At 57.6% G+C, this 16,531-nt stretch carries 16 protein-coding genes; 11 read left to right on the forward strand and 5 right to left on the reverse strand.

The features are described from left to right. Positions 1-9: 9 nt before the first annotated feature. The 4 genes from ACOTTU_RS08070 to ACOTTU_RS08085 are packed head-to-tail and all read right to left on the reverse strand — an operon-like array spanning position 10 to position 4,376. The gene (locus ACOTTU_RS08070) at positions 10-960 is read right to left on the reverse strand and encodes a 2-hydroxyacid dehydrogenase (RefSeq protein WP_425657201.1); all 951 of its coding nucleotides are present in this window, start codon (positions 958-960) and stop codon (positions 10-12) included. A 2-nt stretch (positions 961-962) separates the two neighbouring features. Then, positions 963-1,811 (reverse strand): fumarylacetoacetate hydrolase family protein, encoded by an 849-nt coding sequence (locus ACOTTU_RS08075; RefSeq protein ID WP_425657203.1) that lies wholly within the window; start codon positions 1,809-1,811, stop codon positions 963-965. Positions 1,812-1,821: 10 nt separating this feature from the next. Further along, entirely contained in the window at positions 1,822-3,618 is a 1,797-nt protein-coding gene (locus ACOTTU_RS08080; protein ID WP_425657205.1) for an IlvD/Edd family dehydratase, read from the reverse strand. Continuing rightward, positions 3,615-4,376, reverse strand: coding sequence for an SDR family oxidoreductase (locus tag ACOTTU_RS08085; protein WP_425657206.1), 762 nt, complete (start codon positions 4,374-4,376; stop codon positions 3,615-3,617). Before ACOTTU_RS08085 ends, ACOTTU_RS08080 begins: the two co-directional genes overlap by 4 nt. A gap of 195 nt (positions 4,377-4,571) precedes the next feature. Here ACOTTU_RS08085 and ACOTTU_RS08090 point away from each other — a divergent pair, with 195 nt between their 5' ends. Both ACOTTU_RS08090 and denD read left to right on the forward strand, forming a co-directional pair. After that, positions 4,572-5,459 carry an NAD(P)-dependent oxidoreductase gene (locus tag ACOTTU_RS08090; RefSeq protein WP_425657208.1) on the forward strand — a complete coding sequence of 296 codons (888 nt, stop codon included), beginning with the start codon at positions 4,572-4,574 and terminating at the stop codon, positions 5,457-5,459. Then, positions 5,456-6,439, forward strand: a complete 984-nt coding sequence (denD, locus tag ACOTTU_RS08095) for a D-erythronate dehydrogenase (RefSeq protein WP_425657210.1) — start codon at positions 5,456-5,458, stop codon at positions 6,437-6,439. The genes ACOTTU_RS08090 and denD overlap by 4 nt, the downstream gene beginning before the upstream one ends. Here denD and ACOTTU_RS08100 read toward each other — a convergent pair. Beyond that, positions 6,403-7,092: a GntR family transcriptional regulator gene (locus ACOTTU_RS08100; RefSeq protein WP_298915435.1), complete on the reverse strand. Its 690-nt coding sequence runs from the start codon at positions 7,090-7,092 to the stop codon at positions 6,403-6,405. The two genes, denD and ACOTTU_RS08100, sit on opposite strands and share 37 nt — an antisense overlap. 191 nt (positions 7,093-7,283) lie before the next feature. Here ACOTTU_RS08100 and ACOTTU_RS08105 point away from each other — a divergent pair, with 191 nt between their 5' ends. The 9 genes from ACOTTU_RS08105 (at position 7,284) to ACOTTU_RS08145 (ending at position 16,531) form a co-directional block, all read left to right on the forward strand. Then, positions 7,284-8,309 (forward strand): TRAP transporter substrate-binding protein, encoded by a 1,026-nt coding sequence (locus tag ACOTTU_RS08105; RefSeq protein ID WP_298915438.1) that lies wholly within the window; start codon positions 7,284-7,286, stop codon positions 8,307-8,309. A 94-nt stretch (positions 8,310-8,403) separates the two neighbouring features. Beyond that, entirely contained in the window at positions 8,404-9,249 is an 846-nt protein-coding gene (locus ACOTTU_RS08110) for a TRAP transporter small permease subunit (RefSeq protein WP_298915442.1), read from the forward strand. Then, positions 9,249-10,874: a TRAP transporter large permease gene (locus ACOTTU_RS08115; protein ID WP_298915444.1), complete on the forward strand. Its 1,626-nt coding sequence runs from the start codon at positions 9,249-9,251 to the stop codon at positions 10,872-10,874. The genes ACOTTU_RS08110 and ACOTTU_RS08115 overlap by 1 nt, the downstream gene beginning before the upstream one ends. A 16-nt stretch (positions 10,875-10,890) precedes the next feature. Continuing rightward, positions 10,891-11,838 carry a phytanoyl-CoA dioxygenase family protein gene (locus ACOTTU_RS08120; protein ID WP_425657212.1) on the forward strand — a complete coding sequence of 316 codons (948 nt, stop codon included), beginning with the start codon at positions 10,891-10,893 and terminating at the stop codon, positions 11,836-11,838. A gap of 9 nt (positions 11,839-11,847) precedes the next feature. After that, positions 11,848-13,356, forward strand: coding sequence for a UxaA family hydrolase (locus ACOTTU_RS08125; RefSeq protein ID WP_425657213.1), 1,509 nt, complete (start codon positions 11,848-11,850; stop codon positions 13,354-13,356). Continuing rightward, on the forward strand, positions 13,353-13,730 hold the full coding sequence (locus ACOTTU_RS08130; RefSeq protein WP_425657215.1) for a hypothetical protein: 378 nt from the start codon (positions 13,353-13,355) through the stop codon (positions 13,728-13,730). The genes ACOTTU_RS08125 and ACOTTU_RS08130 overlap by 4 nt, the downstream gene beginning before the upstream one ends. Next, positions 13,727-14,752, forward strand: a complete 1,026-nt coding sequence (locus ACOTTU_RS08135) for a Gfo/Idh/MocA family protein (RefSeq protein WP_425657217.1) — start codon at positions 13,727-13,729, stop codon at positions 14,750-14,752. The genes ACOTTU_RS08130 and ACOTTU_RS08135 overlap by 4 nt, the downstream gene beginning before the upstream one ends. Beyond that, positions 14,730-15,617 carry a phytanoyl-CoA dioxygenase family protein gene (locus ACOTTU_RS08140; protein WP_425657218.1) on the forward strand — a complete coding sequence of 296 codons (888 nt, stop codon included), beginning with the start codon at positions 14,730-14,732 and terminating at the stop codon, positions 15,615-15,617. The genes ACOTTU_RS08135 and ACOTTU_RS08140 overlap by 23 nt, the downstream gene beginning before the upstream one ends. 26 nt (positions 15,618-15,643) lie before the next feature. After that, complete coding sequence (locus tag ACOTTU_RS08145; RefSeq protein WP_425657219.1) at positions 15,644-16,531, forward strand: NAD(P)-dependent oxidoreductase; 888 nt, start codon at positions 15,644-15,646, stop codon at positions 16,529-16,531.

Here is a 16,531-nt window from a genome sequence, read left to right on the forward strand (position 1 = left end):
GGGCAGCGGCTACATATCCGCACATTCCGGCACTGGGCTGATCACCGTGCCATCTTTGAGATGCTGAAGCAGGTTGTCCACGGTCAACGCCCCCATCGCGGCGCGCGTTTCCACCGTGGCACTGCCGACATGCGGCAACAATACGACATTATCGAGTTTGCGCAGCGCTTCCGGAACCTTGGGCTCTTCAACAAAAACGTCGAGACCGGCCCAGCCAAGACGCCCGTCCTGCAAGGCTGCGATCAAGGCGTCTTCATCCACGACGCTGCCACGGCTCACGTTGATCAGGGTGCCTTGCGGACCCAACGCGTCCATCACCTCCCGGTTGACGATCTTGTTGGTCGACGGCCCGCCGGGGGTGATACAGATCAGCACATCCACATCCCGCGCCATATCCACGAGATTACTATAGTATTTGTAATCCACATCCTTCGGGCTGCGTGAATGGTAAACGACCGTCGTGTCGAAAGGCGCCAGCTTGTCGGCAATCGCCTGACCGATCCGGCCAAGACCAAGAATACCGACAGTTTGCCCGTCCACCGAGCGGGTCAGCGGCGCATTGCCCTCTTTCTCCCACCGGCCTGCACGCACATAGGCGTCATCGCGCAACAATTCGCGGTAGCAGACCATCATCAGCATCACGGCGGTTGTCGCGACTTCGGCGTTCAGAACGTTGGGCGTATGGGTGACCACCACGCCCTTTTCCCGGGCGGCGTTCGTGTCGATGGCATCGTACCCGACGCCGTAACAGCTAATCGCCTTGAGGTTTGGCAAAGCCGCCATAAACGCCGGTTTCACGCCATCATGGCCGTTGGTCGCGACATAGTCCACGCCAGCCCCGTTTTCATCAAGCCAGGCCTGCGGATCATCCATGTCCGATGCCCGGTGAATGGTGAACTTCTCTCCAAGACGCTCCAGCATCACATCCGTGGCACTGCCAATCATAAATAGATTTGCCATGCTCAATTGTCCTCGGTCACGGTTTGCCGCTGGTGGCCCAGACCTTCGATGGTCAGTTCCATCACATCGCCTTTCTTAAGGTAAACGGGGTCGGGTTTCATCCCCATGCCAACGCCGGGCGGTGTGCCCGTGGTGATCACGTCCCCCGGATACAGCGTCATCAGACCCGAGAGATGTTCAATGACCTCCGCCACGGTGAAGATCATGGTGGATGTATTGCCCGTCTGCATACGTTGACCGTTCACATCAAGGCTCATGGCGAGGTTTTGCGGATCGGCCACCTCATCACGGGTCACCAGCCACGGACCTGTCGGGCCGAATGTGTCGCAGGATTTCCCCTTGGTCCATTGCCCGGTCAGCTGCGTCTGGAAGTGCCGCTCGGAGACATCATTGACGACGCAATAGCCCGCAACGTGATCCAGCGCGTTTTCCTTGCTGACGTATTTGGCCGTGGTGCCGATGACAACGCCCAATTCCACTTCCCAATCCGTATGGGTCGAGCCGCGCGGCATGGAAACATCGTCATAAGCACCCACCACGGCTGAATTCGCCTTGAAAAACAGGATCGGGTGTTCCGGGATCGCCGCACCGGTTTCCGCTGCATGATCCGAATAATTCAGACCGATACACAGAAACTTGCCAATGTTGCCGACACAGGCACCGATGCGCGGGCTGCCCGACACCTCCGGCAGGGTCGACGGATCAATGGCGCGCAGCTTTTCCAGACCGGCATCCGACAGCACATCACCCGCGATATCTCCAACATGCGCCGAAAGATCGCGTAACGTCCCCGCAGCGTCCAGCAATCCAGGTTTTTCAGCGCCCATTGCGCCATAGCGTACAAGTTTCATCTATTCTTCCTTAGTGGTTATCGCGCGGCATAGAAGCGCGGGCGATGTCTTGGTATTTGTCTGCGTCCTCGAGGATCATCCCCTGATCGAAGCGGCCAACTTTTTCGCGGAAATATTGCTGCCAGGGCGACTGGCTAGCAGGGGCGTCATAGCCGCCGTTTGCCTCAAACTGACGGGCGCGTTCAGCCAACTCATCCAATGGCACCAGCATATCCGCCGTGCATTTGTTGAGATCGATCCGCACCCGATCACCATTCTGCAAAAGTGCCAGACCGCCACCGTCCGCCGCCTCTGGCGAGGCGTTCAGGATCGACGGGCTGCCAGATGTCCCCGATTGGCGACCGTCACCCACGCAAGGCAGCGCTTCGACCCCCTTTTTCAACAGATAGGACGGCGGGCGCATGTTCACGACCTCCGCCCCGCCGGGATACCCCTTGGGGCCAGCACCCCGCATGAACAGGACGCAATCCTCGTCAATGTTTTCGGCAGGATCATCAATGCGATGGTGGAAATCTTCCGGCCCGTCAAAAACAACCGCACGCCCTTCAAAGGCGTTCAGGTCATCGGGATTGGAGAGGTATTTTGCCCGGAAATTATCACTGATCACGCTGGTTTTCATGATCGCGCTGTCAAACAGGTTGCCCGTCAGATTGATGAACCCGGCCTGCGCTTTCAGCGGGTCAGACGCGGGTTTGATCACCTTGGTATCTTCGCTGCGCCGGTGAGCGCAATTTTCCGCCATGGTCTTGCCATTTGCCGTAATGGCATCCGGATGCGGCAGCAAACCGGCGGCGATCAATTCGCCAACGACCGCTGGCACACCGCCGGCGTGCTGATAATCCTCGCCCAGATACTCGCCAGCGGGCTGCAAATTCACCAGCAAGGGCACGTCATGACCGATTTTCTGCCAGTCGTTGTTATCAAGCGGCACGCCCAGGTGGCGCGCCACGCCATTGAGGTGAATGGGCGCGTTTGTGGACCCGCCAATTGCGGAGTTGATAACAATCGTGTTTTCAAATGCTTCCCGTGTCATGATGTCGGAAGGTCGCAGGTCTTCCCACACCATATCGACGATCCGCCGACCGGTTTCGTAGCTGATCTGGCCACGCTCACGATAGGGCGCGGGGATTGCCGCAGAGCCCGGCAGTTGCATGCCCAAAGCTTCGGCCAGCGAATTCATGGTCGTCGCGGTCCCCATGGTGTTGCAGTACCCCACCGACGGCGCGGAAGACGCCACCAGTTCCATGAACCCATCGTCGTCAATTTCACCGGCAGCCAGCATTTCGCGGGCCTTCCACACGATTGTGCCTGACCCCGTCCGCTCGCCACGGAAGTACCCATTCAACATCGGTCCAACAGACAGGGCGACCGCCGGAATGTTTACCGTGGCTGCGGCCATCAACAAGGCAGGCGTGGTCTTGTCACACCCGATGTTCAGCACCACCCCATCCAGCGGATAGCCAAAAAGTGTCTCCACCAGTGACAGATAGGCAAGGTTTCGGTCCAGCATGGCCGTGGGGCGCTTGCCGGTTTCCTGGATGGGATGCACGGGCACCTCGATGCATGTCCCGCCCGCCGCGATGATGCCGTCGCGCACCCGTTTGGTCAGCTCCAGATGATGGCGATTGCAGGGGCTGAGATCACTGCCGGTCTGCGCGATCCCGATGATTGGCTTGCCCGATTGCAGCTCTTCGCGCGTCAGGCCGTAATTCAGATATCGCTCCAGATAGAGCGCGGTCATCTCCGGATTGTCCGGATTCATAAACCATTTGCGTGACCGCAAGTTTTCGATGCCGATTTTCTTCATTGGCCCGACCAGCCTCCGTCGATGATATGGGGATGTCCTGTTGTAAACGCACTTTCATCGCTTGCAAGATAGACAACAAGGGCTGCGATTTCTTCGGCGGTGGCCACGCGGCCCATGGGCTGGCGCGACACAAATTGTTTAAGCGCTTCTTCCTTGCTGCCCAGCTCTTTGCCCAAAGCGTCCACGCGGTCATGCCAGCTTGGGCTTTCCACCGTTCCCGGACAGATACAATTGCACCTGATCCCCTTGGCTACATAATCGATAGCAATTGATTTCGTCAGCCCGATCACAGCGGCCTTGGTGGTCCCGTAGATAAACCGATTGGGCGCGCCGATCACGGACGAACAGGCCGAAGACATATTGATGATCGACCCGCCACCTTTTCCCAACATAACCGGCAGTGCCGCGCGGATCGTGCGGAGCATCGATTTGACGTTCAGGTCAAAAGCGAACTCCCATTCATCGTCTGTCGCGTCCAACACGGTCCCGTGGTGAACAAAGCCCGCGCAATTGAACAGGATATCCGGTTGCGCCTGAGCAATCCCGGCGGCAACACTCTCGTCACTCCGCGCGTCAAGTTCGAAAATTTCGATATTTTCGTGATTCGCCTCGCGAATCGTGGAAAGCGCATCTGCGTTGATATCTGTCGCAACAACCGTTGCCCCTTCGGCGGCCATTGCAATTGCGCTTGCCCGGCCAATGCCCTGACCGGCGGCTGTTACCAGCGCGCGTTTACCACTAAGTCGTTGCCCTGACATGTTTTTCCCCCGTCGCAATTCGCCAGAGACCCTCTGCGGATTGCATTGGTCCCCTGTCCATGGCGCATGCTTTTTGCTGTCTTCGTCAAAAAACCATCAGACGGGCTGGTCCAATGGCTGGTTTACGTTAGCGTATGACACAGCCATGGATTTGGCCACAGCTTTGAAAGACGAACATCACAGGACGGCCACAAAATGACGACATCGCGCAAGATCACCTTGATTGGAACAGGGCTCATGGGTTTCCCAATGTCTTTGAACCTGATGAAGGCCGGGCACGACCTGACAGTCTGGAACCGCAGTGCGTCGCGCGCCAAACCGCTGGTGGCTCATGGGGCCACGCTGGCGACCAATCCGGTCGAGGCCATCACGAGCGCCGAGTTTGTCATCACGATGCTTTCTGACGGGTTCGCAACCGGGGCCCTGATCGAAGACGAAGAAGTGCAGAGGGCGCTCTCCAAAAATGCGATCTGGCTGGACATGTCCAGCGCCAAGCCGGAGCACGCGCGTGAGCAGTCCAGCAAACTAAAAGACCTTGGGATCGCCCATCTGGATGCACCGGTGTCCGGTGGCACCAAAGGCGCAGAAAACGCGGCTCTGGCGATCATGGTTGGTGGCGACGCCGACACGTTCGCCGCGGCACGCGAGGTATTGCAAGCCATGGGGCGCCCGGTACATGTGGGTCCGTCCGGCGCGGGGCAGTTATCAAAACTCGCCAATCAGACCATTGTCGCCGTGACCATAAGTGCCGTTGCCGAGGCCATGTTACTGGTTGAGCAGGGCGGCGCGGACCCGGCTGCCGTTCGCGAAGCGCTCAAGGGTGGATTTGCGGATAGCACGATCCTCCAGCAACACGGGGCGCGGATGACAAATGGTGATTTTGAACCCGGCGGCCTGACAAAATTCCAGGTGAAAGACCTCAACAACACGCTCGATGAGGCGCGCCATTTAGACCTGAACCTGCCTGCAACGGAAAACGTGCGGGATCGATTTCAGTATTTCATTGATGCGATGAACGGTGCTGACAAAGATCACTCCGGCCTCTACCTAGAACTCAAATCCCGAAATGGACTGCTGACATGACAAAAATACTTATCATCGGGGGCGGCGGCATGGTTGGCCAAAAACTGGCAGGCCAGCTGGTACGCGACGGATTGGAAGATCACGGTGCGCTGGATATCACGCTTTTTGACGTGGCCTTTCCAACAGGTGCGGTTGCCGGTCCGAAACAGAAAATCGGCAACCTGTCGCAGACGGGTGCCGCACAGCAACTTGCGGCAGCGCGACCGGATATTGTGTTCCATTTGGCGGCCATTGTCTCTGGCGAGGCCGAAACCAACTTCTCCAAGAGCTGGGACATCAACATGATGTCTATGTGGCATCTGCTGGAAGCGTTTCGTGCCGAACATGACGCATCTGGAGGCACCTACGTGCCGCGCGTCGTTTTCACCTCCTCCATTGCGGTGTTCGGGGGTCCTTTCCCCGAGAAAATCGACAACCTTTTCCTGTCAGCGCCGCAAACGAGCTATGGCGCCCAGAAAGCTGTTAGCGAGCTGATGCTGACAGATTTCAGCCGCAAGGGATTTGTCGATGGTCTATCGCTTCGGCTTCCCACCATTTGTGTTCGGCCGGGAAAACCAAACCTCGCGGCGTCGTCGTTCTTCTCCGGCATCATCCGTGAACCGCTGAACGGAGAGGAAGCAATTCTACCCGTTGATGATACGGTACGTCATTGGCACGCATCGCCCAAGGCTGCTGCGGGCTTTCTCATCCATGCGGCCAGGTTGGATACTGACCTTCTGGAAGGCAGACGTGCGCTTAATCTTCCCGGATTGAGCTGCACGGTTGCCGAGCAAATTGAAGCCCTGCGCGCCGCTGCCGGACAAGAGGCCGTCAATCTGATCAAACCGCAGCCTGACCCCGATATCATCAAAATAGTGGAAGGCTGGCCCCGCAATTTTGACCCCACCCGCGCCATCAAGCTCGGGTTCCGGGCAGAGAGCAGTTTCGATGAGATTGTTCAAACCTATATTGCCGAGGATTTACCTGCCGCCTCTACTTGAGTTTTTTCCGGAATCGGTTTCATCAGGTTACGCGCCAGATGATCATTTATGCGCACGCGCATCAGGTCCTCGTTGCGTTCAAGCGCCGCATCAAGAATCGCCTGATGCTCCCGAATGTTCTCGGGGAAATAGCCGTAGTTGGTTTCTGCGGAGACAAGCTGTTGGCGGAATTGCTCGTAGATGACCTGATGTGTGCGTTTGAGAAGTTTCGAATCACACGCATCAATCAGCGTCTCATGAAACTCCTGCTCAGCGCGGCTCCACAGCCCCAAAAGGGGAATCACATCACCTGACGAGCGCACGCGTGTCTCGATGTGTGACAGTTTGTGGTGGGCCGCTGTCAACCGGGATTCCCAATCCACGCCTCCCATTCTGATCGACAAACAGGCCCCTTCACTTTCCAGCATGATGCGCATCTGCGTGAGATCATGCTGGCGCTCAAGTGACTGATGTGGCGCACGAAAACCACGCTGTTCCTGAAACTCCACCAGGCCCACGGTGGACAGGCGAAACAGAACTTCGCGCACCGTACTGGCCGAACAATTATAATCCTGGCGTAGCTTTTCGGCGCGTAACTTGCTACCGTATCCAAACTCTCCTGTGATGAGGCGATGACGCATGTCGTCAAAAATATCAGCGTCCTGAGCACCCATCTCTATCTCCCCATGCGTTATTTTTGATACCGTCAAAAATTCGAAATTCAAACAAAATCTCAAAATTCCTGAAAAATAAAATATTTTCTTGCGTGTGCCTGCTGCCTCAGCCTAACGTTCCGTTAGCGTAATCACGAACGGGATTTCAAAGCCCCAACTTATACGTGCGCTCAACGTCTGGGAGGACAACAATGAAACTGATGAAAAAGGCGGCCACTGTCGCCGCTCTTGCAGCTTTGACTGCGACATCTGCATTGGCAGATGGCCACGCCGTAACAAAGCTGCGCATTCAGACGCACTACGCGCCTGAAACCGTATCCGGCAAACTGGCTGCTCAATACGTAGAAGACATTCAGGACATGTCGAACGGCGAAATCGAAGTCGAAATGTTCTACAGCGCTTCTGTGGTCAAACCGGTGGAAACATTTGATGCCGCCGCGACCGGCATTCTCGACTGTGATATGACGGGCGGTGGCTATCAGACAGGCAAGAACTCCGCGTTCCAGTTTGTTGGCGACATCATGGGCGGCTATGAGACCCCCTATCAGCAGCTCAGCTGGCTCTATTTCGGCGGTGGACGTGAGGCGGCGGCACCACTTTACAACAAATTCGGCATGGAGCTGATCGGTTGGTGGGTCTACGGTCAGGAATCCTTTGCGTCCGGCAAGCCGATCGAAAAAGTTGCCGACTTTGAAGGCTGGAAGTTCCGCTCGCCCCCCGGCATGGAAACCAAGATCTTTGAAAAACTCGGTGCACAGCCGATCGTGATGGATTTCACTGAAATCTTTACGGCTCTGGAAACAGGCATCATTGATGGGGCTGACGCTTCAGGCCTCGCCAATAACGTGGGCTTGGGACTTTACGACATCGTAAAATATGCCAACTTCCCCGGTTTCCACTCCATGCCGTCCGATCACCTGGCCTGCAACAAGGCCGTGTTCGACGCAATGCCCGCGCACCATCAGAAGATCATGAAAGTGACGATGGAAGCTCTTGCACTGCGCACGGCGCTGACGTTTGAGAAAAAGAACGCAGAAGCAGCGGCGCAATTGCGTGAACAAGGCGTTACATTGTCTCAGTGGGCACCTGAGGAACTGGCCAAATTCCGGGCAGCGGCTCAAGCCACATGGCCAGAGTTCGCGGATACACCAGAAGCCAAAGCTCTGGTTGAGGCGCACCTTGCCTACCTCTCTCAACTGGGTTTGGTATCCGACTAATATGACCTGAATTCAGGCCCTGCTCGCAAAGGCAGGGCCTGAATCTTTCTGGCCCAGACAACAATAATCAGCGGCCAATCTGGTGGGGGACATCATGCAGGAAAAATCAGGAAGCCTGATCGAATGGATCGTGCCGCTTGGCTTCATCTTTTGCGGCGGCTGGGTCATTTGGCATATGCCTGCTTTCATACTGGATTGGGGTGGGCACGGCGACCAGCTAGCGGCCCATTTTGCCCGCGTCGACGTGGCCCCGAATATGCCCGTCGTCATGGGCACGCATATTGATATCATCGATCTTATCGCGTTACTTCTGATACCCGTTTTGGCCGTCATCGGCATTCTGACAGTGCGCCGGGCCCCCATGGAATTCGAAGCCTGGGGAACACTGGATCGCACCGCCGTCTTTGTTGGTCGCGTTACGATGATGCTGGTCGTGGTGTTGATGGGCGTCATGCTCTACGAAGTTTTCACCCGCTATGTTCTGGCATCCGGCACGCTTTGGGCCAATGAATTGTCGCTCTGGCTGGCTGGATATATTTTCCTCTGCGCCGGGCTTTACGCCATGCAGCAGCGCAGCCACATCCGCATTTTCATCATCTATGACGCCATGCCACGCACCTTGCAGCACGTATGTGACGTGATCTCGACGCTGCTGATCGTGACATTTGCGTTTTTTCTCTTCTACGGCGGCTACGGCGAAGCGTTCCAGAAATTCGCCAGATGGGAGCTATATGGATCGGCCTTCAATCCGCCCATCCCGGCAACCCTGAAACCGACCGTCCTGTTCATCGTTGCAATGGTGGCCGTGCAGGCCGTCATCAATCTGATTTCCGATTGGAACACCGAACCCACCGTGCATACAGCGGCGGACGACATTGACGAAGACGAAATCGCCCGCCTGCGAGCGGCTGTCGGCGCAGACGAACCGGAGCAGAAGTAATGGATATTGGCACAATCTCACTGGTCCTGATGCTGGGCCTGGTCCTTTTGCTCGCCATCGGCATGCCACTGGGTTTCGCCTCCGCGATCCTGTCGGTACTGGTGCTTGTCATGAAATTTGAACCGGCCCTACTGACAGCGCCCTGGACCTTTGGCGAAGGCATATTGACCGGCAGACCCGGTACCGGGCCGCTCAATATTCTGGCGCAGAAAATATACGGGCTGTTAACGGACTATGTCCTCATATCCATTCCGCTGTTCATTTTCATGGCCGCCTTGCTGGAACGCTCGGGCATCGCCAAAGAGATGTATTCTTCCCTTAATGTCTGGCTGAACCGCACTCGTGGCGGCATCGCCATCGTGACCTCGATCATGGCTGTTATCATGGCCGCAATGTCGGGGATCATTGGCGGAGAGGTTGTGCTATTGGGTCTGATCGCGCTCCCGCAAATGCTTCGTCTGGGATATAGTCAAAACCTTGCAATCGGCACGATCTGCGCCTCGGGTAGCCTCGGGACGATGATCCCGCCGTCGATTGTTCTGATCATCTATGGGCTGATCACGGAGACGTCGATCAAGGCGCTGTTTACCGCCTCGTTCCTGCCCGGTTTCATGCTGGCATCTTTCATCATCTTTTACATCATCGTACGCACACAACTCCGCCCGCAAGACGCCCCTTTGCCCGACCCGGTCGAAGGCGAGCCCTACGGCATGGAGAAGTTCAAACTGTTCCTGGCATTCCTCTGCGTTCTGGTTGCAGGTTTCAGCTCTGCGCTCTTCCTGCGTGCCTTGTTCTTTGAACTCAGTGGTCAGAATGCGGCGCAAACGGGCGACGCCATTGCCTATGGAACCGCGGACTACCTGCCCTGGTTTGGCGGAGCGGTTGTTGCTTCCTTTGTGGTGATGTTTGGTGTTTTGGGTCGCGCCCGGACCGCTTTGGGATGGTCCATGGGTAAAGGTCTTGTGCCACCCATCGTTGTCATCGGCGTCGTGCTGGGATCCATCTATGGCGGCATCACCGGCATCACCGAAGCCGCCGGTATGGGAGCATTGGCAGTGCTCGTCATCGCGATTTTCCGCGGCGAGGCCTCCTTTGATCTGGTGTGGGACAGCCTGATGCGCACGCTCAAATCCACCGGGACGATCATCTGGGTCACGATTGGTGCAGCAGCCCTCGCCGGGGCCTATACAATCGCGGGCGGGCCGGTTTATGTAGCCGATTTCATCGTGGGCTCCGATTTGCCAACCATGGGCATTATCCTTGCGATGATGCTGATCCTGCTCTTTATGGGGGCCTTCATGGATTGGGTCGGCATCGTGCTGCTGATCATCCCGGTCTTCCTGCCCATTGTGCAGCGGTTGCCCATCGAGGAAATCGGACTTATCGGCGAGCTGAACCCGCGTCATGTGGCAATCTGGTTTGGCGTGGTCTTCTGTATGAACATGCAGGTAAGCTTTCTCAGCCCGCCCTTCGGCCCTGCCGCCTTCTATCTGAAATCGGTGGCCCCGCCCCACATCAGCCTGACGGATATTTTCAAGGGCTTTCTGCCGTTCATCGGCATCCAGCTTTGCGCCCTCTCCGTCCTGCTGATCTGGCCCCCCATTGTGTCTCTGCTTTTGCCATAGATGATGGAGAACCCGGATGCTGTCTTATGGCCAGAAACGCGCGTTTGAAACGGATGGCTACCTCGTCTTGCCTGATGTTGTTCCGCAGTCGACCCGGGACGCGGTTGCCGCCGAATACGCCCAGTTGCTGGATCACCTTTGTGCCGATTGGCAGGCCCGGGGCCTTTTGCCCGATGACGTGTCACAGCAGGATTTCTGGGGGAAATTACTGACGGCCTACCGGGCCGGATGCGACTGGTTCCAGCCCATGGACATCAGCCTGCCGGGGGGCGACATCAGGGCGGACACGCCCATGCATTTTGGACCGGCGGTATTCGACCTTGTGACCTGTTCTGCGATTCTGGATGTGGTTGAGGCGCTGATCGGGCCCGAGATCACGTCCAACCCTATTCAGCATATCCGGATCAAGCCGCCGCGCCCGGCACTGAACACGGAAGAAATCCGCGCCCATGTGACCCAAACCGACTGGCATCAGGATCGCGGCGTCGGTCTGGAAGAGGCCGATGCGACGGATATGATCACTGTTTGGATCGCCATGACAGATGCAACCGTTGAAAACGGGTGTTTGCAGGTCATACCCGGCGCCGACCGCGAGATGCTGCCCCATTGTCCCAAAACTCAGACGGCGATTGCGGACGGTTTCATTGATGAGGCACAGGCCGTGCCGCTTCCGGTCCCGGCAGGTGGTGTCGTGCTGCTTCACCCGCTTTTACCACATGCTTCGCTGCCCAATGGTACGCACACATTCAGGTGGTCGTTCGATCTGCGCTACAATGTGACGGGTCAACCCACCGGGCGGGCGCATTTCCCTGAATTTATCGCGCACAGCGCAGATGATCCGGGTCAGGTCTTGACCGACTGGCGCCTATGGCGGCAGATGTGGGCAGACGCGCGCGACACTCTGGCGCGCAACCCCCACATCCCCATTCATCGCTGGCAAGGCGATGCGCCGTTCTGCGCCTAAGGAGACCCCATGGATACCGTCCGTCTTGATCCGGCTGATAATGTCGTCACTGCCACACGCCCGCTGCAAGCGGATGTCCCGGTTGAAAAGGTAACAACCCGTGCGCTCATCGCATCGGGGCACAAGATCGCGACAGCCCCGATTGCCAAAGGCGATGCCATTCGGAAATACGCGCAGATTATCGGATACGCGTCGCAGGATATCGCACCGGGCGAGCATGTGCATACCCAGAACGTGGCCTTTCGCAACACGGAGGCGGAATATGAGTTTGCCACCGATTTGCGCCCGGTCAAAACAGTTCCGGAAGACGCACGCGACACTTTCATGGGTTATCGGCGCGAAAACGGTCAGGTAGGCACCCGCAATTACATCGCCATTGTCACTTCGGTGAATTGCTCGGCCACAGCAGCGCGCCGTATCGCCAGCCATTTCACGCCGGACATCCTGGCGCATTACCCCAATGTCGATGGGGTTGCCGCCTTTGTGCATGGCACCGGCTGTGGCATGGCCGGTGATGGCGAGGGGTTCGAGGCGCTGCAACGGGTCATGTGGGGCTACGCGCGCCACCCCAATCATGCGGGCGTGTTGATGGTGGGTCTGGGATGCGAAATGAACCAGATCGACTGGCTGCTCGAAGCTTACGGTCTGCAACAGAGCCCGACCTTTCAAGTGATGAATATTCAATCTGTCGCGGGCCTGCAGAAAACCGTTGATCTCGGGATCAAGAAAATCGAAGCGATGCTGCCCATTGCCAACCAAGCCACACGCACGCCCTGCCCGGCCTCTGAACTGATGGTCGCCCTGCAATGCGGCGGCTCGGATGCATGGTCAGGCATCACGGCAAATCCCGCCTTGGGATACGCCTGTGATCTGCTGGCCGCCCAGGGTGGCACAGGTGTTCTGGCCGAGACACCGGAGATTTATGGCGCAGAACATCTGCTGACCCGCCGCGCGGTTGACCGGGCAACAGGTGATCGCCTCGTCAGATTGGTCAAATGGTGGGAGGACTACACCGCCCGCAACAAGGGCTCGATGGATAACAATCCCAGCCCCGGCAACAAAAAGGGCGGCCTGACCACCATTTTGGAAAAATCGCTGGGGGCGGCGGCCAAGGGCGGCACCAGCCCCTTGATGGGGGTCTACAAATACGCCGAACCCGTGCAGGCCAAAGGGTTCACCTTCATGGACAGCCCAGGCTATGATCCGGCCAGCGTGACCGGGCAGATCGCAGGCGGGTGCAATCTGGTATGCTTTACCACAGGGCGCGGATCAGCGTTTGGCTCCAAACCCAGCCCGACAATCAAAGTCGCCACCAACTCGGAAATGGCCAAGCGCATGTCTGACGACATGGACGTGGACGCAGGCACAATTCTGACGCAAGGCGTGAGTGTCGAGGAAAAAGGGCGCGAAATCTACAATCTGTTCCTCAAGGTGGCCAGCGGAGAGGCGACAAAATCCGAAGCTCAGGGCTTGGGTGACTATGAATTCGTGCCATGGCAAATCGGGGCGGTGATGTGAGCCTGACGGAAGTTATCCATCGCAATGAGGTGACTTCGCTTTTGCTTTTGCAGGGTTACAACGTCTATCTACCGGTCGTTGATCAGGGCATTGATTTCATCGTGCACCGCGAGGCGGATAACGACATGAAATGTGTTCAGCAGAAATCGCGCTGGACGATACATCGCAAATATCTGGACCGCGGCATCTGGATCGCCTTTCGCGACCGGCAGGATTGGTATCTGGTTGAACATGACCACATGGTCGATCTTTGCCAAAAGCATGGCACGGAACTTGAAACGCGGTCCTGGCAGAGGGATGGCAGCTATACGCGTGCGCATTTGTCAGCAAAATACAAAACCCTCTACGCTGATTTTCACATAGGTACGATATGAGCCCGCCAAAGCGCATTCTGGTCGTCGGCGGCGGGTTGATCGGTATCCGCCATCTTCAGGCGGTGCAGGCACATCCTGATTGCAGTCTGGTCGGGCTGGCAGATCCGGATATGACGCTGGCTCCTGACGTCAAACGCTTTGCGTCGATGGCCGAGATCACCGAACCTGTTGACGGGGTCATCATCGCGACCCCAACGGCACTTCATGCGGAGCACGGGGTTTATGCCGCAGAACGCGGCTGGCATATGCTGATAGAGAAGCCAATAGCCGGTGATCTGCCCGGTGCTGAGGCCCTCAGTCATGCGGTGGCCAAGGCCGGTGTCGGGTCGCTGGTCGGGCATCACAGGCGCTATCACCGCAGCGTGCAACAGTTGAAAGAACTTGTGGCGGACGGCGCGGTCGGCACACCGGTCTGCGCCAACCTGATCTGGGCGATGCGCAAACCAGACGCCTATTTTGAGGGCAACTGGCGCACGGCGGGTGGCAGCCCCGTCATGATCAATCTGGTGCATGACATCGACATCCTGCGTTTTGTCATTGGTGAAATTGCCACGACGACCGCGTTGCGCGGCAAGGGATTGCGCGGGGACACCCGCATCGAGAGCGGTGCCATCGCGCTGGCCTTCGAGAGCGGTGCAACTGGCACCATCAGTTTTGCCGATACCTCGCCCAGCCCCTGGGGTTTTGAGGCCGCAACCGGTGAAAACCCGAACATCGGCACAACCGGGCAGGATATGATGTGGATCATGGGAACGCAGGGGGCTGTCAGCTATCCGTCACTGACGCTTTGGTCGGGGCTGGATTGGTCCAAACCCGCCGAAAGCACGCCGGGCGCACCGGAACAGGACATCAAGGCCCCGCTTGATGCGCAGCTTGACCACTTCATTGACGTGATGAAGGGCGCGCCGCCGCTGATTGACGTGGCGGACGCAACCAGAACGCTGGCCGCAGCCTTGCAAATCGAAGCCCAGCTAACGGCCCAAGTGGAAGGAGCAGCAAATGCCCGAAACGCTCACGCCTGATCAGATCGCCCATTATCAGGAGTACGGCTATCTGGTGTTGCAGAACCAGATACCACAGGTCTGGCTGGACCGGCTCCATGCGGAAATTGCACGTTTCGAAGAAGAAGCGCGCGGCATGACGGCCAGCAACGACCGGCTTGATCTGGAAGACAGCCACACACCGGAGGCACCGCGCCTGCGGCGGATCAAACTACCGCATCTGATTTCCGACGTGATGCGAGAGCTGATGTTTTCCGATCATATCCTCGCCCCCGCACGTGACCTCATCGGGCCGGATTTGCGCCTGCACACCACCAAGCTCAACATGAAATCGGCAGGCTACGGCGCGGCGGTCGAGTGGCATCAGGATTATGCCTTTTACCCCCACACGAACGACGACATTCTGGCCATCGGTGTGTTGATTGACGATATGGCTGCGGAGAATGGCCCGCTGATGGTCTATCCCGGCTCCCACAGAGGACCGGTTTATGACCATCATGTGGACGGCGTTTTCGCAGGTGCCATGCTGCCGGAAGAGAACGGGCTGAACCCGGCCGATGCGGTACAACTGACCGGGCCCGCCGGGTCCATCAGCATCCACCACGGGCGGATCGTGCATGGCTCCGCGCTCAATACATCCAACCGCGCGCGCCGCATTCTGTTTTACGAGATGATGGCGGCAGACGCTTTTCCGATCATGGGCTCGATGACGAAATGGGACGGGATCAGGGATTATGACACGCGCATGCTGTGCGGCAAATCCACGCTGAACCCGCGTCTCAAGGACATCCCGGTGCGCATTCCGCAGCCGCAACCGGACGTCCCAGTCTCCATCTATGAAATCCAGAAAGGCCTGAAAAAGCGGGCCTTTGATACAATCGACTGATCGCATACCCCCGGGAAGGACACCAGATGACACAAGCAACTATCGGATTTATCGGCCTCGGCCTTATGGGCGCGGCCATGGTGGGGCGTTTGCAGGACAAAGGCTACGCTGTGACCGTCACGGCCAACCGCTCTCGCCCGAACATTGATGCCGCTGTCGCACGCGGGGCGACAGAAGTTGCGACGGCCCGCGATGTGGCTGCGGCGAGCGATATTGTCATGCTTTGCATGGACACCAGCGACAGCGTTGAGGCGCGGATGCGCGGCGATGACGGCGTGATTGCTGGTCTGAAACCGGGCGCGGTCGTGATCGATTTTGGCACGTCGCTCCCCGGCAGCACCCATGCGCTTGGTGCAGAGACAGAAGCAGCTGGTGGCGCATATCTGGACGCACCGTTAGGCCGCACACCTGCGCATGCCAAGGATGGATTGCTGAACATCATGGCAGCGGGAGAAAAAGCCGCCTTCGACAAGGTCGCACCGGTGCTGAATGATCTGGGTGAAAACGTCTTTCATCTTGGCGCACTTGGATCTGGTCATACCATCAAACTGATCAACAATTTTTTCGGCATGACAGTCGCCAATGCCATGGCCGAAGCTTTCGCCATGGCGGACGTGGCCGGGATAGACCGGCAGAACCTCTATGACGTTATGGCCGCCGGACCACTGCATTCCGGCATGATGGATTTTGTCAAAGGCTATGCGCTGGACGGCGACCCCGCGCAATTGGCCTTCGCGATCAAGAATGCGGCCAAGGACGTTGGGTATTATGCCCGCATGGTCGATGAGGCGGGTGCCGAAACGGTCATGGCGCAAGGCGCGCTCACAGCCCTGCGTCGCGCAAACGATGAAGGCCGCGGCGATGATATGGTCTCCACCATGGTTGATTACTACGCCTCCAAAATGACCAAATAG

The organism is Roseobacter sp. EG26 (genome assembly GCF_049830555.1).
Classification (GTDB): Bacteria; Pseudomonadota; Alphaproteobacteria; order Rhodobacterales; family Rhodobacteraceae; genus Roseobacter.